Annotated in this window: 28 protein-coding genes; 22 read left to right on the top strand and 6 right to left on the bottom strand. The window is 40.5% G+C overall.

What is annotated here, in order from left to right; genetic code table 11:
• Positions 1 to 582: 582 nt before the first annotated feature.
• Positions 583 to 1,011, bottom strand: coding sequence for a DUF2621 domain-containing protein (locus tag BFM98_RS11070; RefSeq protein ID WP_004229468.1), 429 nt, complete (start codon positions 1,009 to 1,011; stop codon positions 583 to 585).
• Positions 1,012 to 1,132: 121 nt separating this feature from the next.
• Between BFM98_RS11070 and BFM98_RS11075 the strand changes: the two genes are divergently transcribed.
• From BFM98_RS11075 to BFM98_RS11100, 7 genes are all read left to right on the top strand, one after another.
• Positions 1,133 to 1,348, top strand: coding sequence for a DUF1659 domain-containing protein (locus BFM98_RS11075; RefSeq protein WP_004229465.1), 216 nt, complete (start codon positions 1,133 to 1,135; stop codon positions 1,346 to 1,348).
• A 14-nt stretch (positions 1,349 to 1,362) separates the two neighbouring features.
• Positions 1,363 to 1,587: a DUF2922 domain-containing protein gene (locus tag BFM98_RS11080; protein WP_066037397.1), complete on the top strand. Its 225-nt coding sequence runs from the start codon at positions 1,363 to 1,365 to the stop codon at positions 1,585 to 1,587.
• 65 nt (positions 1,588 to 1,652) lie between these two features.
• Entirely contained in the window at positions 1,653 to 1,775 is a 123-nt protein-coding gene (locus BFM98_RS23435) for a YvrJ family protein (protein ID WP_004229459.1), read from the top strand.
• A 104-nt stretch (positions 1,776 to 1,879) separates the two neighbouring features.
• Positions 1,880 to 2,488, top strand: a complete 609-nt coding sequence (locus BFM98_RS11085) for an SCO family protein (RefSeq protein WP_054550847.1) — start codon at positions 1,880 to 1,882, stop codon at positions 2,486 to 2,488.
• Positions 2,489 to 2,603: 115 nt separating this feature from the next.
• Positions 2,604 to 3,119 carry an RNA polymerase sigma factor gene (locus BFM98_RS11090; protein ID WP_081011064.1) on the top strand — a complete coding sequence of 172 codons (516 nt, stop codon included), beginning with the start codon at positions 2,604 to 2,606 and terminating at the stop codon, positions 3,117 to 3,119.
• Entirely contained in the window at positions 3,112 to 3,993 is an 882-nt protein-coding gene (locus tag BFM98_RS11095; RefSeq protein ID WP_066037398.1) for a hypothetical protein, read from the top strand. Before BFM98_RS11090 ends, BFM98_RS11095 begins: the two co-directional genes overlap by 8 nt.
• Positions 3,994 to 4,056: 63 nt before the next feature.
• A complete protein-coding gene (locus BFM98_RS11100) occupies positions 4,057 to 4,593 on the top strand; it encodes a DUF1572 family protein (protein WP_016992030.1) in 537 nt (178 codons plus the stop codon).
• Positions 4,594 to 4,623: 30 nt separating this feature from the next.
• Here BFM98_RS11100 and BFM98_RS11105 read toward each other — a convergent pair whose 3' ends face one another.
• Entirely contained in the window at positions 4,624 to 5,190 is a 567-nt protein-coding gene (locus BFM98_RS11105) for a delta-aminolevulinic acid dehydratase (RefSeq protein ID WP_066037399.1), read from the bottom strand.
• A 101-nt stretch (positions 5,191 to 5,291) separates the two neighbouring features.
• Here BFM98_RS11105 and BFM98_RS11110 point away from each other — a divergent pair, with 101 nt between their 5' ends.
• The 3 genes from BFM98_RS11110 to BFM98_RS11120 all read left to right on the top strand — a co-directional run bounded on the left by BFM98_RS11110 (position 5,292) and on the right by BFM98_RS11120 (position 10,081).
• Positions 5,292 to 6,110 carry a hypothetical protein gene (locus BFM98_RS11110; protein WP_054550851.1) on the top strand — a complete coding sequence of 273 codons (819 nt, stop codon included), beginning with the start codon at positions 5,292 to 5,294 and terminating at the stop codon, positions 6,108 to 6,110.
• Between the two features lie 155 nt (positions 6,111 to 6,265).
• Entirely contained in the window at positions 6,266 to 7,945 is a 1,680-nt protein-coding gene (locus BFM98_RS11115; RefSeq protein ID WP_066037400.1) for a methyl-accepting chemotaxis protein, read from the top strand.
• A gap of 174 nt (positions 7,946 to 8,119) precedes the next feature.
• Positions 8,120 to 10,081 carry a methyl-accepting chemotaxis protein gene (locus BFM98_RS11120; protein WP_048390218.1) on the top strand — a complete coding sequence of 654 codons (1,962 nt, stop codon included), beginning with the start codon at positions 8,120 to 8,122 and terminating at the stop codon, positions 10,079 to 10,081.
• Between the two features lie 140 nt (positions 10,082 to 10,221).
• Here the strand turns inward: BFM98_RS11120 and BFM98_RS11125 are convergent, their stop codons facing one another.
• Positions 10,222 to 11,619, bottom strand: a complete 1,398-nt coding sequence (locus tag BFM98_RS11125) for an alanine/glycine:cation symporter family protein (protein WP_066037401.1) — start codon at positions 11,617 to 11,619, stop codon at positions 10,222 to 10,224.
• Positions 11,620 to 11,843: 224 nt separating this feature from the next.
• On the opposite strand from BFM98_RS11125, the gene BFM98_RS11130 reads away from it, so the two are divergent.
• From BFM98_RS11130 to BFM98_RS11185, 12 genes are all read left to right on the top strand, one after another.
• A complete protein-coding gene (locus tag BFM98_RS11130; protein ID WP_066037402.1) occupies positions 11,844 to 12,542 on the top strand; it encodes an aspartate/glutamate racemase family protein in 699 nt (232 codons plus the stop codon).
• A gap of 1 nt (position 12,543) precedes the next feature.
• Positions 12,544 to 13,602: a DmpA family aminopeptidase gene (locus tag BFM98_RS11135; RefSeq protein ID WP_066037403.1), complete on the top strand. Its 1,059-nt coding sequence runs from the start codon at positions 12,544 to 12,546 to the stop codon at positions 13,600 to 13,602.
• Between the two features lie 287 nt (positions 13,603 to 13,889).
• On the top strand, positions 13,890 to 14,621 hold the full coding sequence (locus BFM98_RS11140; RefSeq protein WP_254660026.1) for a M15 family metallopeptidase: 732 nt from the start codon (positions 13,890 to 13,892) through the stop codon (positions 14,619 to 14,621).
• On the top strand, positions 14,618 to 15,412 hold the full coding sequence (locus tag BFM98_RS11145) for a M55 family metallopeptidase (RefSeq protein WP_066037404.1): 795 nt from the start codon (positions 14,618 to 14,620) through the stop codon (positions 15,410 to 15,412). Before BFM98_RS11140 ends, BFM98_RS11145 begins: the two co-directional genes overlap by 4 nt.
• Before the next feature lie 297 nt (positions 15,413 to 15,709).
• The gene (locus tag BFM98_RS11150; protein ID WP_254660027.1) at positions 15,710 to 17,539 is read left to right on the top strand and encodes a peptide ABC transporter substrate-binding protein; all 1,830 of its coding nucleotides are present in this window, start codon (positions 15,710 to 15,712) and stop codon (positions 17,537 to 17,539) included.
• 82 nt (positions 17,540 to 17,621) lie between these two features.
• Positions 17,622 to 18,566, top strand: coding sequence for an ABC transporter permease (locus BFM98_RS11155; RefSeq protein ID WP_066037406.1), 945 nt, complete (start codon positions 17,622 to 17,624; stop codon positions 18,564 to 18,566).
• The gene (locus BFM98_RS11160; RefSeq protein WP_066037407.1) at positions 18,566 to 19,540 is read left to right on the top strand and encodes an ABC transporter permease; all 975 of its coding nucleotides are present in this window, start codon (positions 18,566 to 18,568) and stop codon (positions 19,538 to 19,540) included. The genes BFM98_RS11155 and BFM98_RS11160 overlap by 1 nt, the downstream gene beginning before the upstream one ends.
• A complete protein-coding gene (locus BFM98_RS11165; protein WP_066037408.1) occupies positions 19,533 to 20,606 on the top strand; it encodes an ABC transporter ATP-binding protein in 1,074 nt (357 codons plus the stop codon). Before BFM98_RS11160 ends, BFM98_RS11165 begins: the two co-directional genes overlap by 8 nt.
• Positions 20,599 to 21,546, top strand: coding sequence for an ATP-binding cassette domain-containing protein (locus BFM98_RS11170; protein WP_066037409.1), 948 nt, complete (start codon positions 20,599 to 20,601; stop codon positions 21,544 to 21,546). The genes BFM98_RS11165 and BFM98_RS11170 overlap by 8 nt, the downstream gene beginning before the upstream one ends.
• Positions 21,543 to 22,475 (top strand): S66 peptidase family protein, encoded by a 933-nt coding sequence (locus tag BFM98_RS11175; protein WP_066037410.1) that lies wholly within the window; start codon positions 21,543 to 21,545, stop codon positions 22,473 to 22,475. Before BFM98_RS11170 ends, BFM98_RS11175 begins: the two co-directional genes overlap by 4 nt.
• A gap of 7 nt (positions 22,476 to 22,482) precedes the next feature.
• Entirely contained in the window at positions 22,483 to 23,295 is an 813-nt protein-coding gene (locus tag BFM98_RS11180; RefSeq protein WP_066037411.1) for a serine hydrolase, read from the top strand.
• Positions 23,264 to 24,094, top strand: coding sequence for a C40 family peptidase (locus BFM98_RS11185; RefSeq protein WP_066037412.1), 831 nt, complete (start codon positions 23,264 to 23,266; stop codon positions 24,092 to 24,094). Before BFM98_RS11180 ends, BFM98_RS11185 begins: the two co-directional genes overlap by 32 nt.
• Here BFM98_RS11185 and BFM98_RS11190 read toward each other — a convergent pair.
• The 3 genes from BFM98_RS11190 to BFM98_RS11200 all read right to left on the bottom strand — a co-directional run bounded on the left by BFM98_RS11190 (position 24,091) and on the right by BFM98_RS11200 (position 26,891).
• On the bottom strand, positions 24,091 to 24,507 hold the full coding sequence (locus tag BFM98_RS11190; RefSeq protein WP_066037413.1) for a hypothetical protein: 417 nt from the start codon (positions 24,505 to 24,507) through the stop codon (positions 24,091 to 24,093). The genes BFM98_RS11185 and BFM98_RS11190 overlap by 4 nt on opposite strands.
• A 106-nt stretch (positions 24,508 to 24,613) precedes the next feature.
• On the bottom strand, positions 24,614 to 25,372 hold the full coding sequence (locus BFM98_RS11195) for a glucosaminidase domain-containing protein (protein WP_048390248.1): 759 nt from the start codon (positions 25,370 to 25,372) through the stop codon (positions 24,614 to 24,616).
• A 130-nt stretch (positions 25,373 to 25,502) separates the two neighbouring features.
• A complete protein-coding gene (locus BFM98_RS11200) occupies positions 25,503 to 26,891 on the bottom strand; it encodes a hypothetical protein (RefSeq protein WP_066037414.1) in 1,389 nt (462 codons plus the stop codon).
• Positions 26,892 to 26,909: the final 18 nt, after the last annotated feature.

Genomic DNA, 26,909 nt, shown 5'->3' on the forward strand with positions numbered 1-26,909 from the left:
AGATGTGTATAAGAGACAGAGTAGAGGATAGAGCAGCAAAGCATGGATAGAGGTCCAACTAAAGAGGATAAAGCTAGCAAAGTGCAGGATAGCTTCATAAAAGTGGCGGATAAAAATTCAAAAGTAGAGGATAGAGCAGCAAAGCGCGGTTAGAAGTCCAACTAAAGAGGATAAAGCTAGAAAAGTGCAGGATAGCTTCATAAAAGTGGCGGATAAAAACTCAAAAGTAGAGGATAGAGCAGCAAAGCGCGGTTAGAAGTCCAACTAAAGAGGATAAAGCTAGAAAAGTGCAGGATAGCCTCATAAAAGTGGCGGATAAAAACTCAAAAGTAGAGGATAGAGCAGTAATGCGCGGTTAGAGGTCCAAATAAAGAGGATAAAGCTAGGAAAGTGCAGGATAGCATCTTAAAAGTAGCAGATAGAACCTCAAAAGTAGAGGATAGAGGCAGCAAAGCGCGGCTAGAAGTCCAACTAAAGAGGATAAAGCTAGGAAAGTGCAGGAAAGCTTCTTAAAAACACAGGTTAGGACAATAATCCCATAGTTAAGTAAAAACGCTGCACAAAGATTTGTGCAGCGTTTACTCATTCGAATAGATGTTCGTAGGGGGAGATGTCAATTTGCATTTGCTCTAATTTTTTGCGTAAAAATTTGTGATCGCGTTTTGGTGTTGCTTGGATATAGCCGCGAATAATGAGGTCATTGTTAATGGCAGCTGCTTTTTCTTCTAATGCGAGCTCGCCAATTTTTCCTGCAATTTTTTCCTTCGCCACTTGTCTAAAAAGTTCAGGGACGGGGCTTACGAGTTCATAGAGTAATTCTTTTTCAGCTTGTCCCCACAAGTGAACGGTTTTATCTAAATAATATTCTTGCCAATCTAAATCTGATTTTCCATCCTGCTTTGGGAGTGCCTTTAAAAATTTGCGGAACATGAAGAATCCGCCAATAGCCATCAATGAAATGAGGACGACAACCCAAAATAAAATAAACCATAAAAACCAACCTTGTAACAAATCGTTCACCTCTTTGCCTTCTCTCACTCTATTATAAAAGCTTCCGAAAAAAAATTCATCCTTAATGTCCCTTTTTTAGCAATTCGCCTTTATATAGTGTGCAGAAGGGAGGTGATGCTACATGGCTAATGTTAACTTTGTAAATGCTACACTGCGTCTCAAGTATGTGGATGGCTACGATGAGAACAATGAACCTACGTTCACCACGAAATCGTATCGAAATATTAACAACACACATAGCGCGGACGATTTGTTAGCTGTTGCTTATGCTATTGCTAGTCTTTCATCACAATCACTGGCTGGCATTGCGAAACAGGAAACACACGATTTATCTTAAGGAGGGATCACAGAATGACACAAGTTCTAGAATTGCAATTTGCCACAACTGATGGGAAAACGACAACCCTTTCGATTGATGCACCGAAGCCGAATATCACGGTGACTGACATTCAGCAGGCAATGGGAACGATTATGGCTAAAAATGTTTTTACTGGGCAAGGTGGTGCACTGTCAGCCATCAAGGGAGCTCGTATTGTAGATCGTCAAGTCACAGAATTTGAAGTAGTAACAGAATAATTCAACAATGGTCTTTGCTACGAGAAGTGCAAAGACCATTTTTAACGTGAGAGAGGAGGAGAAGGATGGAACAGTGGTTGAACATGATATCCGATATCGGTTTTCCGATTTTAGTGTCATTTTATTTATTACACCGCGTCGAAGTAAAGCTTGATGCGATTCATGCTGCACTCGTTTCATTAAAATGAAATGGATTTCACAAAGATGTACGAAAGCTGTCACTTAGAAGTTCTTGTCAACGCTTACAACCTACGTTAGGATGGGGATAGTGTAGGTTAGGGAGAGTGTTGACATGAAACGTAAATTAATAGGGCTAGTGCTGCTGTTAGCCTGTGCATCTGTGCTAGGCGCATGTGGAAACTCAAAATTTAAAGCAGATTATAGTCTAGAAATACCCGATTTTGAACATGTTAATCAACGTGGTGAAACGGTTTCGCTTGAAAGCTTAAAAGGTAAGCCTTGGATTGGTATGTATATTTTCACAAACTGTGTGTCCATCTGCCCGCCCATGTCATTAAACATGGCACAAGTCCAAGAAAAGCTTCAGAAAAAAGGAGTAGAGGACTATAACATCGTTGCCTTTTCAGTAGATCCAGATGTTGATCAACCCGATGTGTTAGCGGATTATCTTAGTAAATACAATGTTCCAGATGAATCTAAATGGAACCTTCTTACAGGGTATTCACAGAAATATATCGAACAATTTGCGGTGAAAAATACAAAGATTTTAGTGAAAAACGACCCTAACAGTGACCAAGTCATTCATGGCAATCAATTTTTCTTAGTCGATAAAGATGGTGTCCTCGTCAAAATGTATAATGGCTATGCTGAAAACATTGAAGATGTACCGATTGATACGATAGCTTCTGATATCGAAACATATATTGATGAAAATTTATAAAGTAACAGTAAACCGTCTCAAATGGTTGAGGCGGTTTTTTTATGTATTTTTCTATCTGGAAAAATAATCTTTTTCTGGTTGTGAGTCGTTTATAGTGTAGAAGGAGGATGATGGCGTGTCTGATCATGAAAATTTCGAGCAGTTAATGGCTATACATACGGAGCAATTGTTTCGAATTGCTTATTACTATACAAAGGATTTACAAATAGCCGAGGATATTGTACAGGATGTGTTTATTAAGTTCTATCATCAAAAACAATATGAGGAACGAGGAGAGATGAAGGCATACTTAGCCCGCATGACAATCAATAAATGCAAAGATTATTTAAAAAGCTGGGCATACAGAAAAATAACATTTCAGCATAAATTTTTTACCAAACAAAAATCAACATTGCCGGACACACTGATTCGTCAAGATGAACAAGCACTGTTAGATGATGCCATTTTAAGCTTACCTCTCAAACCACGAGAAGCAATTGTCTATTTTTACTTGGAGGAGATGACGATTAAAGAGATTGCGGAGCTACTTGCGATTCCTGAAGGTACTGTGAAATCACGTTTAAAGAAAGGAAAGGAGCTATTAAAAATAGAGTTACAACATATTGAATGGGAGGTGCTTTTCCATGGATAAGCATACAATGCAGGTACTACAAGATGTTTCAGCACATAAGGAAGCCATTATTCATAAGGTTCGACAACAAATTCAGCAAGAGCCTGTTATGCCCAAGGCAAGATGGACATATCGTGCCGTTACGATAATGATTACCTGCTCTATTTTACTATTTATTGCCTGGCAAGCCGCAAAACCGATGGATGAGCTGGCGACACAGGATGAAGGGGTAACACCTACATTCACAGATTTATTTCAAACAGAAGTGGAGGGCAAAGACACAGCATTCAGTAATTTTTTTCCACTTGCTAATTATTTAAGTCAGGCAAAACATATCCAATATTATGCACCACTTCAAGGTTTAGAGGCGATGCAATCAGTAGCAACATCACTGGAGGATGTCGTTCATCTCACTGATCCTGAAAATTTACCATTTCAACCAAATATACATGAGGTCTATGCAATTTCAGCAAAAATGGAGGATGGTAGCCAACAAACGCAATTTCAATTTAGCTATAAAGAAAAATCCTCCACTGGGGTGGATTTACAATTTATTAATTTTACCGTGACAAATGTAAAGTATAATCCCTTAGCGAGCTATGTGAAGTCTAAAAATATGGAAGAAACTTTAGGGATGAAAGTTTCGAATATAGGCTTAAATTTTATGAATCCCCTGTTTTATCGGGAGATGTCACCAGAACGAGGTTATGTATATACTTATTATAATTATGATGAGACGGATAAGCGAATCTTTCAAATGACTACTAGAGCCAATGAGTTCTATTCTTACTATAACGGCTATGTCTATCATATCGGGTATCAACTTGATGGAGACCCACAGGAGGTTCAAGAAAAAATGGCAATCCTTGCAAGAGATTTTATTCTTGGCGAATAAGTCATGAGACATTTCAATTGAGCTATAATAGAATGATAGAAAAGAGGGGATGGAGGTTCGACTATGACAATTGCACAAACCTATTTACAAGTTGTTCAGAAAAGATTTCAAAGTGTGAAAGAGCTAGGGGATAAAACACTTGCCCAAATGGAAGAGGCACAATTGCACTGGGCATACAATGAAGAATCCAATAGTATTGCAGTGATTGTAAAGCATATAAGTGGAAATATGGTTTCCCGCTGGACAGATTTTTTAACGACAGATGGAGAAAAGCCAACGAGAAATCGAGATGATGAGTTTGAGGATAGTCTTCACACCAAAGAAGCAATCATCTCAGCTTGGGACAAGGGGTGGCAAGTGTTTTTAGAGGCCTTGGCGAGTTTAACAGAATCCGATTTACAGGGACATGTCACGATTAGAGGAGAGCGGCTAGCAGTCATTGATGCTATTGAAAGACAAATGGCACACTATGCACAGCACGTCGGTCAAATCATTTATATCGCCAAATTGGTAAAGGGCTCTGATTGGCAAACACTCAGTATTCCTAAAGGACAGTCACAAGCTTTTACTGAAGCCATGCTAGATAAACATCAACGCTAAAGAAGAAAGATCGTAGCCAAGTAGTAGGTGCTACGATCTTTTTTCTGCTAAATAGAGCTTGTATAAGGCTGTTTCTAGATCGGTCGCTTGAGCGAGTTCAAATGCCTCCTGCTGACTTCTATGATTTGTGATTATTTCATAGAAAAAGTGAATTAGAAACATGAGATTAGCATTACCCTCAATATAATCATCAGGTGCTAGGTAGGAATGACAGCCACTCTCTAAAAAGGCTGTCGCTAGCTGGTGCCAGCCTAATGTACAGCCTGCCGCAATGACCTTGACACCCTGTAGCTGACAATAGGTTAAGACATCTTGAGGTTCAAAATAGATACTCCTTGGTTCATTTTCTTCATATACCTCTTCTCCTAGCTCAGGCAGACAAAATCGCCCCTCATCGCCGTGAAAGTTTAATAGCAAATAATCCATTTTGTGAGGAAGATCATTTCCAGATAAAATATCAATTAAATCATTTGGTCTGCCAATTAAATCGAGTGTCACTCCTGCACCAAAAGATTCCAGTGCTGCTCGAATGGCCATGGATTCAAAATCACAGTCAGGACCAACTACTAAATGTACGTATAATTCTGGTCTACTCATACATCATCACCTCTATTTAAGTATAGCTGAAACTTATTAGAGTAGTAAATCGTATATGACAATAATTACTATAAATGTAAAGTGGTAAAGGAGGTGATAAAGTGTACAAGAGTGGTTATATTCATACACTTATTTTGGGCATTGTTCTAAGTATAAGCACACTACTACTCTTCATTTACAATGAAAGGCAGCGGGAGGAGCTAGTGCCGCTACATACTCCCATTCAATCAATTAAAGAGGCTTGGTATTTGTCTGGAAGTAATGGCAAAGAGCAATATTTATATCCATTAAAGCAAGTATTCTACGTCGACCGCTATGAGGTGAAAGATACAGATCGCCTTCAGCAAGTTTTACAAACTAAAAAGGACCTTAGCAGTCGACCAGCAGACCATGAAGCAGTAAGTGATTTATACATACACTTCCATAATGGCAAGGAAACGGCCTTGAAAGTAATAGTCGAGGATGAACGATTCTTCCTAATGGATCAAAAAACAGGATTGTATTATGTACTGCAAGCACAAGAAGCTGAGGATTATTTTCATTTGTTAAATGAGAAAAGCAAAATGTCGTGGCTATTATTTATTGTTTATACAATTTTATTTTTTGGTCTTGTCTATATGCTTGTAAAGAAACTAATAGCCGCTAAATCCACAGAGAAAGAAAGCATTCCCTCCAATACGAGGGAAAAAAGATCACTAGCAGATTCTATTTATCCAGCCATCCTGCCCTTGGTCATCACATTCTCTATGCAGATTTATGGGGCTCAACATAGCTTACTATTACTGAGTGCGATGATGCTGACTTCAGGCATTCGAGAGTTTTTAGAAAAAAGAGGTCATTTTCTGAAAATGCTCCTACTTCTTCCGCTCTTTTGGTGTTATCTCTATGGTTTCCAAATGATTACTTCCTATTTCAACTAGTAAAATAGTGGATATTATTGTCAATAGATTAGATGCGAAATTCTCATTATTGTTAAATTTTAGCGATAGTTTAGGAGGAGGAGCATAGATTTTATAGGCTAATAGGTTTAGGTAGGCTATACTCAAGTGGATTATAGAAGAATAGAGGGAATCATATGAGACTAACTGTGGAACGGAAATTGCAATTTGCTTTTGGTATTGTCCTCGTCTTTTTACTGCTTATATCAGGGATTGCTATGTACTACTTGAATAATAATAATCAGACATTAGCAGAAATCGAAGACAATACGGAATTAATCCATTTATATCAAGATATCTCGTTCCAAACCGTACGAGCGAATGCGGCTATTCGTGGGTATATGTTATATGGCAAGGAAGAAATGCTCAACAATCATCATGAAATCCGAAATACCTTACATACGTCGATTAATCGACTTCAAGAAGTAGGCGATAGTAATCAAGATTTTGATCAATTTTTATCGCAGCTTGACGACTGGGAAAAGGCTATAGATGGGCAGATTGTGCCTCTTTATCAGCGAGGGGATCATCAGCAAGCACAACAAATGGCTTTACCGATTTTAGGTGAGGGCTCTCAGAAATTGGTTGTCTTTGGAAAAACGATGGCAACAGCTCAGCAAGAAGATATGCAGGCTCATATTGAGGCTACCAAGCAAAAAGGGGAAAGAAGTGGCCTGGAAATTATGATTCTAGTGGCTATTTCTCTACTTATAAGCATTATCATCGCAACACTATTTGGTAGACGGATCGCAAAAAATATTCAACAAACAGTAGTTGAAATGGATAAGTTTTCGGAAGGGAATTTGCATACGCATTTACAATTTAAAACCAAGGATGAGTTTGCGCACTTAGCCGATTCCTTCAATAGTATGTCAGAAAAGCTTCGACTGATGATGAAACAAGTCGGAAACTCCTCTGAGCAAGTTGCCGCAACATCCGAACAGCTAACAGCGAGTAGCATGGAGGTTACACAGGCGACAGAGGTGGTAACAGAATCTATTCATGATATTGCACAAGGTATTGATCAGCAGGATACATTAACAAGTGATGTACGAAATTTATCTGCCCATATCTTGAAGAAAATGAATGATATTTCTACAAGCATACAAAGCGTGAATCAAGCAACAGTCAACACGAAAAATATGGCACAAACAGGTCGTTCTTCGGTACATGATGTTACAGCGCAAATGAATGAAATCTCTACTAACACAAGTGAGCTAAATACACGTGTGCAAGATTTAGATGACAATACAGCGGCGATTGTATCAGCAGTAAATGTCATTAAGAGTATAGCGACACAGACCAATTTACTAGCAATCAATGCCTCTATTGAAGCCGCAAGGAGCGGGGAGCATGGGAAAGGCTTTGCAGTAGTGGCAGAGGAAGTCCGCAAGCTAGCAGATGAGTCAAATCTTGCTGCAGTCGATATTGAAAAAGTAGTGGCCCAAATTACAGATAGCACGAGGATTATCGAGGAAGATATGGTTAATAGTAATGATTCTGTCCATGTAGGTCGTGAAAAGGTTAATGTGGCAAGGGATAACTTTATACAAATTGATGATGCCATTAATGATGTACAAGCACAGACCGAGCTAGTAACGGCAGCCATTCAAGCAATTCATCAAGATATTGAAAAGTTAGTGCAGGAAATGGACTATATGAGTGAAGTGTCGGTAAAATCAAGCCATCATGTGCAAAGTGTTGCAGCCTCTTCAGAGGAACAAAATGCAGCTATGGAGGAGGTAGCAGCAGCCTCTACCCATCTAGCAAAGATGGCAATAGACCTGCAAGAATCCATTCAATCGTTTAAATACTAAATTCAATTGACCCCTGTCTAGTTACAGGGGTTTTATTTGTCGGTAAAGCCTGAATAATATGAAAATCGTAAAAATGTTAGAAAAAATTTTTTTCGTCCGATAAAAGCTTTGGGAGAAATGTTAAGCAGATAAAGAGAGGGAGAGGTTTAGAAAAAATCAAAAGGAGATTGATATATGAAGAAACTATTTAGCAGTTTTAAGGGCAAGCTTTATACGCTATTCGCGCTAGTATTACTTATCCCTGTCATATCTGTTGGGAGTTTGTCTTATTTATCTGCAAAAGACTCGATTGAAGAAGAAATTTTATTTAGTGCCAATGAAAGTGTAGGCATTTTAAATAAGCTCATTGACAAAACAATTAGTGAGAAAATGAGTGACATCAATGTATTTAGTAGTGAAATAGATGCGCGTCAATATGAAGAAGCACAAGCTTCGATTGTGGCTAAATTTCAGCAATATACAAAGCTTAATGCAGATGTATTGAGTGTTTATATTGGCATGAATGACGGTCGATTTACACAGGAGCCAAAATTGAATGGTGCAGACTATAATCCATTAGATCGAGATTGGTATAAAGAGGCGACAGCTTTAAAAGGTGAAACCTTAATCACCAACCCTTACAAGGATGCGGGGACGGGTGATATGGTGGTAACAGTTGCTAAGCAGACGAAGGATCATGCTGGAGTTGTGGCAATCGATATTAAATTAACCGATCTTCAAAAAATTGCTGATTCAATTCGAATCGGAAAAAATGGGTATCCTTCAATTTTTGGAGAAGACAAGATGGTCATTTCACATCCTACACTTGAAGCGGGAGGGGAGCTGAAAGAAAGTTTCCTTGATAAAATGTATGAAAGTCCATCAGGTACGTATGAATATGTCTTTAATGGTGATGATCGTCTATTATTCTATACGACAAATGAACTGACAAATTGGAAAATAACAGGAACGATTTTTGCTGAAGAAATTGATGAGTCTGCTTCCTCGATTTTATACCATACGATTCTAGTCCTCATAGCAGCAATTATTATCAGTTCCATCATTTTTTATTTTGTAATGAGGGCTGTCATTAAACCAATTAAAGCCTTAAAGGATAGTGCGGTTACGATCAGCAAAGGGGATCTCACGGAAATGGTAACGATTACGTCAAAAGATGAGATTGGCCAATTAGGACAAGCCTTTAATGATATGCAAGAAAGCTTACGGACACTAATTCAAAAAATTGAACAAAATGCAGAGGAGGTTGCTTCTTCAGCAGAAGAGCTAACTGCCAATGCCAATCAGACAAGCATTGCAACAGAAAAAGTGGCGATTTCCATTCAGGATGTTGCAACAAGTGCTGATTCTCAAACGATTAGTGCCAATAAAAATGCAGCTTCTTTACATGAGCTTTCTACTGCCATTCTGCATATTGCTGAAATCTCCTCCGCTGTGACGGACCTTTCACAGCATGCGACATTACAGGCGGATGAAGGCGGACAAGCTGTTCAAAATACAAAGAATCAAATGCAATCCATTCATTTATCCGTAGCAGACTCCAATGCGAAAATCCAGACATTGCATGAACGCTCTCAGCAAATTACATCCATTTTAGATGTGATTACAAGCATTGCAGATCAAACAAATTTACTAGCTTTAAATGCAGCTATCGAAGCAGCGAGAGCAGGAGAGCATGGGAAAGGCTTTGCAGTCGTGGCAGACGAAGTGCGTAAGCTTGCAGAGCAATCACAGGAATCAGCTAAACAAATATTTGAGCTTATCCGAGGGATTCAGCAAGAAACGGAGCAATCTGTCAGTATTATGGCGAAGGTTACAGAGGATGTGCAAAGTGGATTGCATATTTCCGATGAAGCCATTGCAAAATTCCAAGTCATTATGACAAGTATGAATGAGATTACCCCTAAAATGGAGGAGGTCTCCTCAGCCTCTGAACAGATGTCTGCAGGTGTTCAAGAGGTAGCAGCAGTAACAGAAGATTTGGCATTCTCCGCGAAAGGCAATGCAGCGGCGTCTGAGGATGTAGCGGCATCAACAGAGGAGCAATTAGCCTCAATGGAGGAAATCAATGCCTCTGCGCAAGCACTCGCACATATGGCGGATGAATTAAAGCTACTGATTAGTCAGTTTAAATATTAAAGCACAACGCCACTCCAAAATTTTGGGGTGGCGTTAAGTGTTGATTACTAGTAGAGCAAAGTAACCGTTTTTTATAAAATTACCATTTATTTAAATATCGAAAAAACGCCACTCTAATTTTAGAAGTGGCGTTCAGTATTTTATCGATCTTCTTCTTCCCAACAGTCTGTATTTTTTAAGGTTGGGATTGATTTTGCATAGAAGACAGGATTTTTTCCTGCTCTACGTTGCTCAGTAAAGTCGTCTAGCACGAGGAAGGCAATTTTACCGAGCATCATAATGATGGCGATATTGATAAGCGCCATCAGCCCCATAAAGAGGTCAGCGAGATTCCATACAAGCTGTACCTGTGCGATGGAGCCGAACATGACCATAACTAACACTAAAATTCGATAGCAAAACATCCAAGCTTTATGGGCATCCATAAATTCAATATTGGATTCACCATAATAATAATTACCAATAATCGAACTAAAAGCGAAGAAAATGATGGAGATGGCAATAAAATAAGGAGCCCAATCACCAACATGAACAGCTAAAGAATTTTGCGTCAAAATAATACCATCACTCTCACCTTTATCATATAAGCCCGCTAAAATAATGATAAAGGCAGTGGCTGTACAAATCATAATCGTATCAAAAAAGACACCTAAGCTTTGTACAAGTCCTTGTTTAGCAGGATGCGAAGTATTAGCAGTCGCAGCAGCATTCGGTACACTCCCCATCCCTGCTTCATTGGAAAATAAACCGCGACGTACGCCCTGCATGATTGCTGCCCCAATTGCGCCACCAGCAGCTTCCTGTAGGCCAAATGCATGAGTGAAAATTAATGAAAAAACATGTGGGATTTCCGATAAATTAGTCACCACTACAAAAAGAGCTACAAGTAAATAGAAGATAGCCATAACTGGAACAAGAACTTGTGTCACCTTTACAATTCGATGGACACCACCAAAAATAATTAATCCAGTTAAAATGACAAGTATAGCTCCGATTATCTTTGGATTTACATCGAAGGCTTCGCCGACTGAAGTAGCAATTGTGTTGGATTGCACAGCATTAAAAATAAAGCCAAAGCTTAATGTTAATAGAATACTAAAAATAATGCCAAGCTTTCGCTGACCTAATGCTTTCTCCATATAGTAGGCGGGCCCACCACGGAATGTATCGCCATCCTTCACTTTATAGACCTGTGCTAAGGTACTTTCAATGAAGGCAGTGGCCATCCCTAAAATCGCGATTATCCACATCCAAAATACTGCACCAGGACCGCCTACACCAATGGCTAAGGCTACCCCTGTAATATTTCCTGTGCCGACACGTGAAGCAGCACTAATGGTAAAGGCTTGGAACGGAGAAACCCCCAAATCGCCCTCTCTTTTTTCTACAATTAAACGAAACATTTCAGGAAAAAGACGAATCTGTACAAACTTCGTACCGAATGAAAAATATAGTCCTGCTGCTAAAAGTAAGATAATGAGGATATATGTCCATAAAATATTATTTCCACTGTCAACTATTGTTGAGATCCATTCCATAAGTTGTCCTCCTTTCACAATACGCTTTAGTCTACACTGTTTTTTTATTAAAAATCAACTTTTCTAAAATAATGAATTATACTAAAATTTTGATATTTATAATTTATTAATTGAGAAAACTCATTTTATCTACTATTTTCCAATCCTTGTATATTATTTTTGGAAAATTCTCTTATTTTTGTGTGAGGGAGGCGTATAATAATAGAAAAAGGAGTGATGTAGACATGAAAACAATCGGCTTAATCGGTGGGATGAGCTGGGAGTCATCTGCTGAATATTACAGACTTATCAATGAACAGGTTAAACATAGGCTAGGGGGCCTACACTCTGCGAAATGTATTTTGTTTAGTGTAGATTTCCAGCAAATTGAGCATTTTCAAGCTAACGGGGAGTGGGACAAAGCAGGTGAGGTTCTAGCTCAAGCTGCACAAGCACTTGAGCGGGCAGGCGCAGACCTAGTCATCATTTGTACCAATACAATGCATAAGGTCATTGATGTTATCGAGTCTGCTATAACCATCCCTATTTTACATATTGCGGATGCCACAGCTAAGCAAATCAAAGAAGCGGGGTTACAGAAAATAGCGCTTCTTGGCACAAAGTACACAATGGAGCAAGCGTTTTATAAGGCAAGGGTAGAAAGCTTTGCCATAGAGGTGATTGTGCCTGACAGCAACGACCGAATGGAAGTAAACCGAATTATTTACGATGAATTGTGTCTTGGTACCATTGTACCAGCATCTAAAACGTACTATAGCCAAGTGATAGAGGAGCTTGTACATGCGGGGGCGCAAGGGGTAATTTTGGGCTGTACGGAAATCGGCTTACTGATTCAGCAGGAGGATGTCAGCATTCCCGTGTTTGATACAACGGCTATCCATGCACAGGCTGCTGTGTTAATGGCGATTCAGGAGGATGCATAATATGCAGGGAAAAGTAAGACAATTGGGCATTGAAATTGGTGTGTTACCAGTTGGTCAGAAAAACTGCATCACCGATGTAGAAGGAGTTCAAGTGGGGCATGTGACATTGGATGAGCCATTAGATCAGAATGGGGCCTATGCGTGTACAGGCGTTACAGCTATTTTACCGCATGGAGGCAATGTATTTCAGCAAAAGGTAACAGCGGCAAGCTATGTACTAAATGGCTTTGGGAAAACAACGGGACTTGTGCAAGTGAATGAACTAGGTGTACTGGAATCGCCCATTATGTTAACCAATACTTTTGGCGTGCCCGCTGTGACACAAGGTACATTAAGCTATATGCTTGATAGGAATGAAGACATTGGACTGACAACAGGAACCATTAATCTCGTTGTGGGCGAGTGTAATGATAGTTATCTTAATTCGATTCGAGCTTGTCCAGTAACACCTGCGCATGCCATAGAAGCCATTCGCCAAGCCTCTACAAAGACGGCACAGGAAGGCGCTGTTGGTGCAGGAAAAGGGATGATGTGTTTCGGCTACAAAGGAGGAATTGGTTCTTCCTCTCGCATCGTCAAAGTAGAATCAAATGAAGTGAACTATACAGTAGGCTGCCTAGTTCTTAGTAACTTTGGACAAGACAGGGAGTTTTTAGCTGAGCATTACAAAGTCTCAACTATGCAAAACCAATCTACTCTATCACCAACAGATGGCTCCATTATCATTGTCCTTGCGACAGATGCCCCGCTAAGTAGTCGACAATTAACACGTGTCATTAAACGCTGTGGTATCGGTTTAGGACGGACAGGCAGTCATTTTTCACATGGTAGTGGCGATATTGTGATTGGCTTCACGACGGCACATTGTATTCCTCATACCGCTGATCAGCTTATTGAGACTAGAACTCAGCTTCGTGAGGATCATCCCATCATGAATCAACTGTTTACAGCCGCAGCGGAAGCGACAGAGGAAGCGATACTAAATTCATTATCCCAGGCACAGACAACAACTGGCCGCAATGGACATACAGTGCAAGCTTATTCCTTTCAACAGGCATAAAAGAAAAGGCTATTGAAACAGCAATTGTGTTTCAATGGCTTTTTTTAGGCCACCAAACAGGTTTCGTTAATTTTTTAGCATGAGCGAGCTATAAGATGAATAAAATTCTTAATTAGAGGATATAAGTGGTTTTTCGACCCGTCAATTGCTGGAATATGTATCATTGTAAGAATATATCCATTATTTTGTAATTATTCTTTTTTTATCTAGTCAATGGTAGAGAGATATGATAACATTCAACTTAAAAAACTGAATTATCTAACTATTTAAAGGAGGGTTCTGTTATTATGAACCTTTTTCAACCGATAGCACCCTCTCTAAATGGAAGCCCCTCGCCATCACCAGTTGTCTGTGAAAACAATGAGCCGCTTATCCAGCTTACAGGTGCTCATCCTAGGATATTTATGGAACCCATCTACTATCAGCAACAGATTTCTAATAGTTTACGAGTTATTCATGTAAGAGAAGGAGTCTATGAGCGTTTGCAACAGGTGTTAACATTATTACCTCAAGAGTATTGCTTATTACTTTATGATGGCTATCGTCCATTTCAAGTACAGCAGCATTTGTTTAGCCATTTTTCTCAGCAATTAGCAAAAAGGATGCCGCAGTTAACATCACAAGAGATTGTGCAGGCGACCAAAAAATATGTAGCATTTCCAAGTAAAGATGCAGCCCATTTAGCCCACCATTTAACAGGGGGTGCCATCGATGTAACACTGGCTGATGTTCATGGTAAAGCCCTCGATCTTGGGACAGCGTTTGATGAAATGAATGAAAAATCCGCGACCCGTTATTTTGAACAACATACGCATGAAAATCCGCTTGCCTGTCAGTACCGACGTTTGCTGTATAACTGTATGACACTTGCTGGATTTACGAACTATGCGGAGGAATGGTGGCATTATGATTATGGCAATGTGGCATGGGCTAGACGTGTTCAAGCACAGGCAGCGCATTACGGAGCAGTACACGCAACAATTCAAAATCACCATGTAAAGGAGTTTCGATTTCTATGAAAGTTTATATTAGTGCAGATATTGAAGGGATTACAGGTACAACTTCGTGGAGTGAGACCGAGTTAAACGCACCTGATTATCAGTTTTTCCAAAGACAAATGACACGTGAAGTAGAAGCTGCCATTGAAGGAGCGATAGCGGGGGGCGCAACCGAAATTTTAGTAAAGGACGCACATGATTCAGCCCGCAATCTAGACATTTCCAATTTACCAATCAACTGTAAAGTTATCCGTGGCTGGACATACGACCCTATGTGTATGGTAGCGGGTCTCGATAAAAGCTTCGATCGTGCTATTTTTATCGGCTATCACAGCAAGGGTGGCAGTGAGCGTAACCCACTAGCCCATACACTTTGCACATACGCGGATGTCAAAATCAATGGCGAATATGCGAGTGAATTTCTGATCAATACCTATGCAGCAGCCTTACACGGTGTTCCTGTGTCCTTTGTGAGTGGGGATGTGGGGTTGACAGAAGAGATTCCAACCGTAAACGAACACATTGTCACATTTGCTACTAAGGAAGGAATCGGCAATGCGACGATTAGTGTCAGTCCACAACTAACTATCATGGAAACCAAGCGACTGGTAGAGTCTTCTATGAAGGTTCCTCGTACCGCATTACAGGTAACGTTGCCAGAACACTTTAGGGTAGAGCTTATTTATCGTGATCATACACGAGCCTATCGTAATTCATTTTATCCAAATGCCAAATTCAAACCGCATAATACCGTGGAGTTCATGACCCATGATTTTTATGAGGTGCTGCGTGTCCTGCAATTTTTAACATGATGGAAAGGTTTAGTGGGAGCTTTTACATCAAGTGAGGATTCTAATTCATGAAAGGTGAGAAGTGACCAAAAAAGTGGTGGACCCGCTCAAAAAGCAGTGGGACACGCTGTCTGAGTGGTTTGATAGTTGATAGAACCGACAATTTAATCTCATAACTGTGACAATGAGTATGTACCGTTGTTCATTTCATCGATAGATGGTCAATTTAGACAGACCTAGCTTATGTTTGAATGATCCTATTGAAGATGCAATCCATCCTACCAATAGGATTTTCATTATAAAAAGATGACTAGGGGGATGCTTGTGAGAAAATATTGGTTGCTGTTCGTATGTCTGGTCGTATTATTTTGTGTAGCCTGTAATGACAAATCAGCGAGTGAAAAAGCATCGGAATATCGAGTGGTGTATTCAGGGGAAATTAAAACGTTAAATTATTTAAAGACGTCAGAAACAAATGAATTTGCGGTAGCTGCGAATATGGTGGATGGGCTCATTGAATATGACAACTATGGGGTGGTCCAGCCAGGATTAGCGAAAGAGTGGTCTGCGAATGAGGATGCTACGGTGTGGACATTCAAATTGCGTGATGACGCAAAATGGGTGACACATGAGGGCAAGGAATATGCAGATGTTGTGGCACAAGACTTTGTGGATGGCTTACACTATGTGCTTGATGCTAAAAATGAATCGTCGACAGCTTGGATTGCGACGGTGGTGAAAAATGGGGAAGCCTTCTATAATGGCGAGATGAACGATTTCAAGGAAGTAGGCATAAAGGCGCTAGATGAACATACAGTAGAATATACTTTAGAGGCGCCGACACCCTATTTTCTTTCTATGTTGAATTATGTTTGTTTCTTCCCTGTGAATGGCAAGTTCATTGCGGAAAAGGAAGAGGATTTTGGCACAACACGTGAAAACTTCCTCTATAACGGTGCCTATATTTTAGATAAATTTGAGCCACAAAATGAACGCGTTCTTGTGAAAAATGAAACGTACTGGGATAAAGACAAGGTGCTGATTGACCGTATTCGCTATAAATACAATAAAGAAGCGGCAACTGTGGCGCCTGAGCTCTTTTTACGTGGCGAAATCGATTCGGCTAGTATCCCGACCTCCATCATTGATGAATGGTTTAAAGATGAAAAGAAAAAATCTCAGGTTCGTCAAACACAAAATAACTTCTATACCTACTTTTATGCACTCAACTTCAACCCACAATTTGACGCACAATACGAGCCTGATAACTGGAAAATCGCCGTCAATAATAAAGATTTCCGCAAATCCTTATTCCATGCGCTTGACCGTGTCTCCGCGATGCTAACGGTTGAGCCATATAATCCAGCAGATTTGCTGAGCAATACCATTACACCGAAAAACTTTGTTGATGTGGAAGGAGTGGATTATACACAACTAGCACCCCTTACATCCATTTCCAATGAGGATTCCTTCAATAAAGAGCTGGCCCTAGAGTATAAAGAAAAGGCAAAAACAGCGTTAGCAGGTAAGGCCACATTCCCTGTAAAGGTTTTAATGCCTTATAACGCTGGTATGCCAGATTGGGCTAATCGCTCTCAAGTAGTCGAGCAGCAAATGGAAAAACTACTAGGGACAGATTATGTCGACATTATTGTAGAGGCTGGTCCATCGACAGGCTTCTTATCAGAGGTACGTCGTCCAGGTAAATTTGCCCTCTTAGAGGCGAACTGGGGTCCTGATTTTGCAGATCCATCTACGTATACAGATCCTTTCACAGTCGATGGTACTTACAATAAACCAGAATTAGCAGAGGGCTATAAAGAGGCGAATGGTAAAACAACTTATCAAAATCTTGTGGATCAAGCGAAAGAAACAATTGACACAGCCAAACGCTATGAGCTATTTGCGAAGGCAGAAGCGTTTTTAATTGAGGAAGCCTTTGTTATTCCATATTCAGTTGGTGGTAGTGGCTATATGGCATCTAAATTAAATCCATTCGAGGCGCAATATTCGCCATTTGGTGTAACGGCAGAGAAATTTAAAGGCCAGCAAGTGCTAGAAAAGCCAATGAGTAATGAAGAATTTAAAAAAGCGCTTGCAGAGTGGGAGCAAGAACGTGCGGAAGCACTAGCCAATGCTGAAAAGTAGTAGAATTTCGTAGATGAAAAGGAGATACCGAAAAGAATAGTCGGCATCTCCTTTCGTCTTTTTGACAAAGGAGGATGGCGCGATGTTGCAGTATATAGGAAAACGACTATTACAATCCGTTTTAACCCTTTTTATTATCATCACCATTGTCTTTTCATTATTACGGCTAATGCCAGAGGAAGGCTATTTAGGAGCGGCAGCTGATAAAATGTCACCTGCTCAGCAGGAAATTTACTTAACAAATCTGGGCTTGCGAGACCCAATCCTTGTCCAACTAGGGAATTTTTACAAGAATTTACTGCAGGGGGATTTGGGTAAATCAGTGACTTATCGTACCGATGTCCCAGTAGTGACGATTATTGCAGATAAAATCACGTATTCTCTGCTCTTTGGTTTAGGAGCAGTCGGTTTATCACTCCTGATTGGTGTGCCGTTAGGAATAATGATGGCCTATCGTAAGGGACGTTGGCTGGATCGACTTGGGACAGGCTATATCGTATTTGTTGTTGCAGTCCCTGCAGCGGTTTATTACTTAGTTATTCAAATGTATATTACAGAACTCTTTCAATTACCGATGCTGTTTGATGAATACAGGCCGATTACTTGGATTCTTCCACTTACGTCAATGGCATTGGCGCCAACTGCCTCCTACGCGATGTGGATGCGACGCTATATGGTGGATGAACTGAACAAGGACTATATTAAGCTGGCTAGGGCAAAGGGCGTAAAGGAGCGGACACTGATGTTCAAGCATGTATTACGTAATGCCTTTATTCCCATGGCACAATATTTACCTGCAACGATTCTGTTTACGATTACAGGCTCGATTTATATAGAGTCGTTGTATTCCATTCCAGGGATGGGGGGCTTACTTGTGGATGCTATTCAGCGACAGGATAATACGATTGTGCAAGGCCTAGTGTTAGTGTTCTCTTCCCTTGGTATCATTGGCCTTATTTTAGGGGATATTGCCATGGCACTTGTCGACCCTCGTATTAAATTAGGCAAGGGAGGGGGTGTACGTTAATGGGGATGTATACAGATGAAATCAATAATATTTCAAATAAATCACGTGAAACCCTATTTGAATTTGCCGAAGTGGACGCAAAACAGGCGGAGGAAACGGGCTATTCAAATTATTCTTATTGGCGATCTACATGGCAATCCTTTTTGAAAAATCGACTAGCCGTTTTTTTATTAGTTGGGGTGATCATCATTGTTGGCTTTACGATTCTACAGCCCTATTTACCTGCGCAAAAATCACCAACTGAAATTTACTTGGATGAACAAACAGGGATGCAGGCACGTAATATTGCACCTAGTGCAGAATTTTGGTTTGGCACGAATTCAATCGGTCAGGATTTATGGTCTCGTATTTGGGCGGGGACGAGAACCTCACTTTTTATTGGCTGTGTTGTCGCCTTAGTGGAGGCAGTGGTGGGCATTACAATTGGCACGCTATGGGGCTTTTCACGGAAATTAGAAGCGCCTATTACACAGCTTTATAATGTTGTCGATAATATCCCCACAACCATTGTGCTCATTTTAATGTCCTATATCTTACGGCCAAGTATTTCAACAATTATTATTGCCATGTGTATTACGGGATGGGTGGAAATGGCGAGGTTTATCCGCAATCAAATTGTTATTTTGCGTGACCGCGAATACAATCTAGCCTCGAAGTGCTTAGGCACACCTGATTATCGTATTATCCTAAAAAATCTATTACCTTATTTAATTTCTGTCATTATGCTCCGCATGAGCTTAGCGATACCCTTTGCAATTGGGGCCGAAGTCTTTTTGACGTATATTGGCTTAGGGCTTCCGATCAGTGAGCCATCCTTAGGAAATTTAATTAATGAAGGACGTGTCCTTATGATGTCACCAGATCTACGGTATCAGCTTATTTTCCCGAGTATTGTGCTAAGCGTTATTACGATCGCATTTTATATTATTGGTAATTCCTTTGCAGATGCAGCAGATCCGAAAAACCATGTATAAGGAGAGGAAGCGAGTGACATTGAAAAAATCAAGCATATTAGGCATCCAAAATTTAGTGATTCAGTTTACGCTACGTGGTCGAATTTTAACAGCGATTCGCGGTATTTCACTCGACCTTTACAAGGGAGAGAGCTTAGCCATTGTGGGTGAATCAGGTTCGGGTAAATCCGTGCTGATGAAATCCATTATGGGCTTGCTCGATAAAAATGGTCGTATTAAGCAGGGACAAATTATTTACAATGCACAGGATTTAGGCAAATTCACAACAGAGCAAGAATGGCTAGGGATTCGTGGCAAGGAAATAGCGATGGTGACACAGGATCCGATGACATCGTTAAACCCGCTCAAAACCATTGGAAAGCAAATTGAAGAATGTGTGGTTATGCATCAAGGATTAAGAGGTAAGGAAGCCTATACAGAAACACTAAAACTGTTAACAGATGTCGGCATTACCGATGTGCAAAAGCGCTATAAGCAATACCCGCATGAATTTTCAGGAGGGATGCGCCAACGTATCGTTATTGCGATTGCCATTGCGTGTAAGCCGAATATTTTAATATGTGATGAGCCCACAACAGCTTTGGATGTAACCATTCAGGCACAAATTTTACAGCTCTTAAAAAGTCTTCAGCAAAAATACGGCTTAACAATCGTCTATATTACGCACGATTTAGGCGTAGTCGCAAAAGTGGCTGACCGTATTGCCGTGATGTACGCGGGTGATGTCGTCGAGGTTGGGGAAACACATGAAATTTTCTTTCATAGTAAGCATCCTTATACGTGGGCGCTTATTTCCTCCTTACCACAGCTTGGCTCAAAAGGGGAACAATTGTATTCCATCAAGGGCACACCTCCGAATCTTTTTCAGGAAATAAAGGGAGATGCCTTTGCCCCACGAAATCCATATGCATTGAAAATTGACTTTATCGAGCGGCCACCTTTTTTTCAGGTCAGTGATACCCACTATGCTCGTACATGGTTATTAGACCCACTTGCACCAAAGGTAGAGCCTCCAGCTGCCTTACAAGCATTTTTTGCAGAGGGGAGGCAGTATGCGAATGACTGATAAAGAGGTGCTTGTAGAAGTAAAAAATTTATCTGTTGTTTTTGGGAAAGGAAAAAATAAGTTTACAGCCATTGATGATGTCAGCTTTCAAATTTTTAAAGGCGAAACATTTGGCATTGTAGGTGAGTCAGGGTCAGGGAAGACAACGATTGGTCGAGCGATTATGCGCATCAATGAGGTCACAGAGGGACAAATTTTGTACCATGGTAAAAGTATTCAGGGGAAAATCCCGAAAGATTGGGATAGAGAAATTACGCAAAAAATCCAAATGATATTCCAGGACCCTATGGCATCTCTGAATGAACGAGCAAAAGTAGATTATATTGTCTCAGAGGGCTTATACCCTTCGAAAAAATATAAAGATGAGGCAGAGCGGCAACAAAAGGTGCGCGATGCGTTATTGGACGTTGGGCTACTTCCAGAGTTCTCAAGCCGCTTTCCGCATGAGTTTTCAGGAGGTCAACGCCAACGTATTGGCATTGCTCGTGCGTTAGTGATGGAGCCAGAGTTTATCATTGCAGATGAGCCAATATCCGCCTTAGACGTATCCATTCGAGCGCAAGTATTAAATTTATTAGCAAGCCTTCAACAGCGAAATCATTTAACGTATTTATTTATTGCCCATGATTTATCGATTGTCCGTTTTATTACGGATCGTACGGCAGTCATTTATAAGGGGAAGATTGTGGAGCTAGCGGAAACAGAAAAGCTTTTCGCTCATCCGCTGCATCCTTATACAAGGGCTTTATTATCAGCAGTACCAGAGCCGAATCCCTATAAAGAGCGGGAGAAAGTTGTAGAAGTGTATGATCCGTCACAGCATCGCTATGAGGAAAATCCCCCCTCATTTGTTGAAATAGAGGAAGGTCATTTTATTTTAGCCAATGAAGAGGAACTGGCCCATTATCGTACTTCACTGAAAAGGGAGGAAAAGATATGATTTGTCCAAAGGCATTGAAAAACGGTGACACAATTGGTCTTATTAGTGCTTCTGGAGCAACGCCACCCGAAAAGCTGCAACCTGCTATTGCTAGTATCGAAAAGCTAGGGCTCAATGTGGTCGTTGGGGAGACCTGTCACGCAAGACATGGCTATTTAGCAGGCACAGATGAATTACGGGTAGCAGATGTTCATCGTATGTTTGATGATCCAATGATTGATGGTATTTTTTGTATACGTGGGGGCTATGGTGCGACGAAAATTTTAGCCCAATTAGACTTTGACTTGATAAGTGCCAATCCCAAAGTATTTGCAGGCTATAGTGATGTGACCGCTCTACATATAGCTTTTAATCAGCTATGTGGCTTTGTAACCTATCATACGCCGATGCCATCCACAGAATTTATTAGACAGGAGATGGATGACTATACTTGGCAGTCGTTCATTCAGCTGATTATGGAGAATGAAAGAAAGGCGTATTACTTAAAAAATCCCTCTCACCAGCCCATGTCCACACTGGTTCCTGGGAGCGCTTCAGGTCAACTTATCGGTGGTAATTTAACATTAGTGACAGCTTCACTTGGCACACCCTATGAAATTGATACACGAGGTAAGATTCTGTTTTTAGAAGATATCGATGAAACGGAGCAACGGGTGGATCGTATGCTGACACAATTAAAACTGGCAGGAAAGCTAGATGACGTGGCAGGCATTTTATTGGGCGCTTGGACAAATTGCGAACCTGAAAATCCCGAAAAGCCAGCTCACAGCTTATCCTTACAAACTATTTTTCAAGAAATTCTAGTGCCTTTAGGGAAGCCTATGATTGCAGATTTGGCATGTGGTCATTGTTTACCAACGATGTCGCTTCCTTTAGGAAGAAGCGTCAAGATGGATGCGGACAATCAGCGTATCCATGTAGTTGGATAGGTGGTTTATGGAGCAGAGAATTACTACACTTATTCAAGAATCGCCCTACAACGTACATTTGTTTATTAAAAATCTAACAACGAATCAGTTGCTCATCAGTCATCAGCTAGAGACTTCATTTTCAAGTGCAAGTTTAATCAAAGTGCCGATTCTGTTAGCCTTGCTCTCATATATAGAGAAAAACAAATTATCACTTAATTCTACGCTCACGATTTCACCAACTGACTGGGTGGATTTTAGTGTGATTAGTGAACAAAGACTTACACAAAGCACTTTCTATGATCTGCTATTGTGGATGATTATTACTAGCGATAATACAGCTACGAACGTCTTAATCGATGTAGTTGGCATGGAATATTTGAATGACTATTTTCAGCATATCGGATTACAGGACACACTGCTACAGCGAAAAATGATGGATGTGGAGCGGCTAGCAAAGGGCATAGATAATCGCACATCAGCAAGGGATATGGTGCATCTTTATACGCGTATCTATCAGCAAGAGCTTTTAACGCCTACCTACAATAAACTAGTCATTGATATTTTAAGCCGTCAGCGTATACATGACTCCCTAAAGCGCTATCTAGTAGAGGATGTGAGGCTGGCACATAAAACAGGCGGACTGGATACAGTCGATCATGATGTGGGGATATTTTACACGAATGCAGTCGATTATAGTATGGGTGTTTTTATAACAAATGTAACGGACAATGATCAGGCGCGCCAACTCATTGGTCGTCTATCAAAAGTTGTCTATGACCAGCTGGTGAAGCGGAAGGGGGAGAAGGATGAAGGCTATCGTTACAGCCATGATTGCTAGCTTGCATGCCATGCCAGATAAAGCTTCTGAATTAGTCGATGAAGTGCTTTATGGGATGACCGTAGAGATCATCAGGGATGTCAATGAAGATTGGGTTTCTATTCAAACGGCCTATCGTTATGAGGGTTATTGTCAGAAGGCAGACTTACTGCAAGAGGAAGCACTAGCATCTACATGGCAACAAGATGCACAGTATGTAGTGTGTCAAAGCTTTGCAGATGTTTTGCAGCAGCCACGTATTCAAAGTACAAAGCTGCTAACGCTTGTAAGAGGCTCTTCCATTCGTGTTATGTCAGACGAAGCAGTACCTGAAGAATGGTCAGCTGTACAGCTAGTGTCAGGACAAATAGGGTATGTTCGAACAAAATGGCTACAACCAAAAATAACAGCACATTCATTATCGGAGCAGCAGTTCCGAGAAAATGTAGTGGACACAGCGCTCAGCTATTTAACGGCCCCTTATCGCTGGGGTGGCAAATCGCCACTAGGTATTGATTGCTCTGGTTTATGTTCAATGGCTTATATGTTAAACGGTGTCTATATTTATCGTGATGCCCGAATAGTAGAGGGCTTCCCTATCGTTAACATAGAGCAAGCCCGAATGCAGAAGGGTGATTTAATCTATTTTCCAGGTCATATTGCTCTATACATGGGTGATGATTTGTATGTCCATTCATCGTTAGGTGGTAATGAAGTAACGATTAATAGTCTAGATGCCAAACATCCCCTCTATCGACAGGATTTAGCCACGACCATACTAGCAGTAGGTACTTTATATAACTCACAGAAGACTAGTTAAGCTTTTTTAAAGGTCAGTCCCATCTTGAGGATGATAAACGTACTGAGATGGATCAGTGCTAACACGATAAACTGCCAGAGCCCAATTAAAAATGTACTCATGCATAAATCAAACACTGCTTCACCTGGGGGCATATCTGGATAGGGCTCTAGTTGCCCATAATGCCACACAAAATAACAGGCTATAGAGGTGCCTTGTCCCACATAGACAAAGGTCCAATGGATAGACGCTGCTACTCTTTGCCGACTACAACATAGTAAGAGGTTCGATAAAATAATAACAGCAGGGAAAATAATAAGATAAAAGGAACCCTCTGCTATTTTTGTTGTGAAATATAGGTTGTAGCTAAGCTGAATCAATGGCAATAGCATAAGGTTAACGGCGAGAAGACTGAGCAATTGTGTACGCTTCACTGTGTTCCTATCCTTTCCGTATTTTTACACTAAGACGTTTAGACAAACGAATTAGTTTCATGAGAAAAAACGTCCATACTCCTTGATGAGTCATGGACGTTCTATGTTAATAATGATAAATATTAAGTTGCTGGCCTGCTTCAAGACGTTCTGTTCGAAGCTGATTCCACTGCTTAAGTGATGTCACCTTCACATTATAGGCTTCGGCAATCTTCATAAGTGAATCTCCATCAGCCACCGTGATGGTTTTCTTATCTTTTACAGGGCTATCATATTGCTGAAGGTCATATTTTGCGATCAATGTATTTAATTTTTCATTGTAAGCCGAATCAGTTGCATAGGAGCCTGTTAAAAACTTCGTCGCATCTGTATAGGTAGTTGTGTTGCTTTTGAAAACGCCTGCGTAAAAATCTTTATTCCATGACACGCCATTACGCATTAATTTTACATAATCCTGCATGGATGCTTCATAGGAAGGGTATTTGCGGAAGTCAGCCATGATGGTAGAAAGGTTGCCTGACCCATCATCCTCTGTGGTTTCGAGTGTGACGGAATTATTTTGGTAGCTGCCTTTCATTCCAAAAAGATTATAATTAGGGGCAGAGCCAAGTCCACTTTGCCCATGCTCACTTTCTAGAATCGCCTGAGCAATCATCACGGATGCATATAAGTCATTGTCAGCACCAAGATCTCGTGCGGTCTCTGCAATCTCACCGATAAACTCTTCCACACTTGGACGATCATCAATAACCACAGACTCTTCTCTTTCAGTCGTATTAAATAACTGTGTCACCATATAAAACGAAATACAAATAACAACAACGGCAATCATAAGTCCTTTAAAAAAGTTTAGCACGTATTTCATTGTAGCTGGATGTTGGTCGTGACCACATCTCCCTCCCTTCTATTAAAAGTTTAGCTATCTCTCATTATTACAGAGAGTGAAAGAGATGTATAGTTGAATAGACTTCATCATTAATAGAACGTTTCTTGCCTTAATTAGTTCCTAAATCTATCTTAAAATTCTGAGACATAAATTGTTTGAATCTCTCAAAATATCGCTCGGACGCTTCCCATTGAATCGTGTTTAAATAAGATAGCTCTTGTCGACCAAAAACGTTAGGAGGCTGATAGTGGCGAGCAACATAGGATTGATTTTCGAGCGTATAAAAATAATACGCTTCATCAGGCGTCATAATTTCAATGCGAGCATGTATCCTATCGCCTTCATCATCCAAATAGGTTTGACGGAAGCTATAGCATTTGGAACCATCCCACAATCCATCATGTTCATCGTCTAAATCCAGAATCGTAGGATGCTGGAGAATTTGTTGTACATCTCGCACCTCGATACTATGCAAGTAAAGTTCTGCTACATTGATGCAGGTTAACAACATCAGCCAGTGCTGTTGTAAATCCACTAAATCCTCCTGGGGGGATGCTGTAATATCCCACCATTCAGCTTCTTCATCTAGTGTTTTTGTCAAGAGAGAGACGGATTGATCCTCATTAAGCCAAATAAAATAATGACACTGCGAGGTCAATATATAAATACTATCATTGCGTACATCTCCATCAGCATTGGTATGTGCGCGTTGGATCATAAAATAAACATCCTGTTCCGTCAAATCGAAAGAAGGTTTGTCAGGTGTCATCAGAATACATGAAGTCAGTTTCAGTATGTTTTCCGCATTGATCGAATGGTGCGTGAAATAAATAGGAGCTGCTATTGTCCTTTGAGGAACGCTTGTAAATTGAGTGAGTGCAGAACGCCCTTGTTTTAGAATTTCCACGAGTGAAGTGAAGGAAAAGCCGATGTCATCCTCATCCTCAGGTAAAAATATCTCGTCTACTAATACATCTTCAATACGGATAGGGAGCTCCTGAAAAACGCCATCTCCGTGCCATATATTTACGATACAAGGAATCGACTTCTGACCCTTTACGTTGATGCGATACTCATCATCTTGAACCAAAATTGTTGCCTGAAGATTGCCATTAACGATCGTTTCGCCATGATTGTAGGAGCCACATAATATATTCTCGACTGTCAGATGCCCGTGCACATAGATTTCCTGACCACCTACAGCTATATTTTTAGAAAGTACATTGCCCATCACTATCAGCCCAATTGCCCCATCTGTCTCTAAATTATAGAGGGTGTCTACAGTTAGATGACCATTGATGAAAATGAGAATGGTCTTGTCCTGTTGTGGGAATGGCATATCCCAGTCCAAATCAAGAGAGGGAAGTGTTATATCCCCCTCATAGTACGCTACTAGATCATCCTCACTAAAATCCTTGTAAAACTTTGCCCACCAAGAGTCTGCTGGAAACCTTTTTGCTAGTTGTGAAATCGCCAAAAACTGAAAGCCATTATGCATAGGTCACGACCTCTCTAC

It is taken from the genome of Lysinibacillus sp. AR18-8, assembly GCF_001705465.1.
In the GTDB taxonomy this organism is placed as follows: Bacteria; Bacillota; Bacilli; order Bacillales_A; family Planococcaceae; genus Lysinibacillus; species Lysinibacillus capsici.

Coding starts and splice junctions, on each gene's coding strand:
- BFM98_RS11075 (WP_004229465.1), top strand. CDS start 1,133: ATGGCTAATGTTAACTTTGTAAATGCTACACTGCGTCTCAAGTATGTG.
- BFM98_RS11080 (WP_066037397.1), top strand. CDS start 1,363: ATGACACAAGTTCTAGAATTGCAATTTGCCACAACTGATGGGAAAACG.
- BFM98_RS23435 (WP_004229459.1), top strand. CDS start 1,653: ATGGAACAGTGGTTGAACATGATATCCGATATCGGTTTTCCGATTTTA.
- BFM98_RS11085 (WP_054550847.1), top strand. CDS start 1,880: ATGAAACGTAAATTAATAGGGCTAGTGCTGCTGTTAGCCTGTGCATCT.
- BFM98_RS11095 (WP_066037398.1), top strand. CDS start 3,112: ATGGATAAGCATACAATGCAGGTACTACAAGATGTTTCAGCACATAAG.
- BFM98_RS11100 (WP_016992030.1), top strand. CDS start 4,057: ATGACAATTGCACAAACCTATTTACAAGTTGTTCAGAAAAGATTTCAA.
- BFM98_RS11105 (WP_066037399.1), bottom strand. CDS start 5,190: ATGAGTAGACCAGAATTATACGTACATTTAGTAGTTGGTCCTGACTGT.
- BFM98_RS11115 (WP_066037400.1), top strand. CDS start 6,266: ATGAGACTAACTGTGGAACGGAAATTGCAATTTGCTTTTGGTATTGTC.
- BFM98_RS11120 (WP_048390218.1), top strand. CDS start 8,120: ATGAAGAAACTATTTAGCAGTTTTAAGGGCAAGCTTTATACGCTATTC.
- BFM98_RS11125 (WP_066037401.1), bottom strand. CDS start 11,619: ATGGAATGGATCTCAACAATAGTTGACAGTGGAAATAATATTTTATGG.
- BFM98_RS11130 (WP_066037402.1), top strand. CDS start 11,844: ATGAAAACAATCGGCTTAATCGGTGGGATGAGCTGGGAGTCATCTGCT.
- BFM98_RS11135 (WP_066037403.1), top strand. CDS start 12,544: ATGCAGGGAAAAGTAAGACAATTGGGCATTGAAATTGGTGTGTTACCA.
- BFM98_RS11140 (WP_254660026.1), top strand. CDS start 13,890: ATGAACCTTTTTCAACCGATAGCACCCTCTCTAAATGGAAGCCCCTCG.
- BFM98_RS11145 (WP_066037404.1), top strand. CDS start 14,618: ATGAAAGTTTATATTAGTGCAGATATTGAAGGGATTACAGGTACAACT.
- BFM98_RS11150 (WP_254660027.1), top strand. CDS start 15,710: ATGCTTGTGAGAAAATATTGGTTGCTGTTCGTATGTCTGGTCGTATTA.
- BFM98_RS11155 (WP_066037406.1), top strand. CDS start 17,622: ATGTTGCAGTATATAGGAAAACGACTATTACAATCCGTTTTAACCCTT.
- BFM98_RS11160 (WP_066037407.1), top strand. CDS start 18,566: ATGGGGATGTATACAGATGAAATCAATAATATTTCAAATAAATCACGT.
- BFM98_RS11165 (WP_066037408.1), top strand. CDS start 19,533: ATGTATAAGGAGAGGAAGCGAGTGACATTGAAAAAATCAAGCATATTA.
- BFM98_RS11170 (WP_066037409.1), top strand. CDS start 20,599: ATGACTGATAAAGAGGTGCTTGTAGAAGTAAAAAATTTATCTGTTGTT.
- BFM98_RS11175 (WP_066037410.1), top strand. CDS start 21,543: ATGATTTGTCCAAAGGCATTGAAAAACGGTGACACAATTGGTCTTATT.
- BFM98_RS11180 (WP_066037411.1), top strand. CDS start 22,483: ATGGAGCAGAGAATTACTACACTTATTCAAGAATCGCCCTACAACGTA.
- BFM98_RS11185 (WP_066037412.1), top strand. CDS start 23,264: ATGAAGGCTATCGTTACAGCCATGATTGCTAGCTTGCATGCCATGCCA.
- BFM98_RS11195 (WP_048390248.1), bottom strand. CDS start 25,372: ATGAAATACGTGCTAAACTTTTTTAAAGGACTTATGATTGCCGTTGTT.
- BFM98_RS11200 (WP_066037414.1), bottom strand. CDS start 26,891: ATGCATAATGGCTTTCAGTTTTTGGCGATTTCACAACTAGCAAAAAGG.